This is a genomic window from Mesorhizobium sp. M7A.F.Ca.CA.002.05.1.1, from assembly GCF_003998335.1.
GTDB lineage: Bacteria > Pseudomonadota > Alphaproteobacteria > Rhizobiales > Rhizobiaceae > Mesorhizobium.
In genome coordinates, this window is sequence record NZ_RZQI01001659.1 from 1 (window position 1) to 435 (window position 435).

At 60.2% G+C, this 435-nt stretch carries 2 protein-coding genes; one reads left to right on the forward strand and one right to left on the reverse strand.

The window, feature by feature from the left end:
- Nucleotides 1-105: TOBE domain-containing protein (locus tag EN939_RS37635; RefSeq protein WP_164751668.1), on the forward strand; the 105-nt coding region annotated here is incomplete at its 5' end.
- A gap of 11 nt (nt 106-116) precedes the next feature.
- Here the strand turns inward: EN939_RS37635 and thyA are convergent.
- Nucleotides 117-435 (reverse strand): thymidylate synthase (gene thyA / locus EN939_RS37640; protein ID WP_127272165.1); only part of this gene is annotated, 319 nt, incomplete at its 5' end.

Sequence of the window (435 nt, forward strand, 5' to 3'; positions counted from 1 at the left end):
ACCGCCTCGATCACCAACGAGGCCGTCGCCGATCTCAAGCTCGAAAAGGGCAAGCAGGCCTATGCCGTGGTCAAGGCCTCGGACGTGATGGTCGGCATCGACTGAAATTTGCGGCCTTAGACCGCGATCGGCGCCTTGATCGACGCATCGGCGACGTAGTTTTCCAGCCGGAAATCCTCGAAGCGGAAGGCGAACAGATCCTTCACCTCCGGATTGATCCACATCGTCGGCAGCACCTTCGGCGTGCGCCGCAGTTGTTCGCGTGCTTGCTCGAAATGGTTCGAGTAGAGATGCGCATCACCGAGCGTGTGGACGAAATCGCCGGGTTTCAGCCCGGTGACCTGCGCCACCATCAAGGTCAGCAGGGCATAGGACGCGATGTTGAACGGCACGCCGAGGAAGATATCGGCGGAACGCTGGTAGAGTTGGCAGGAG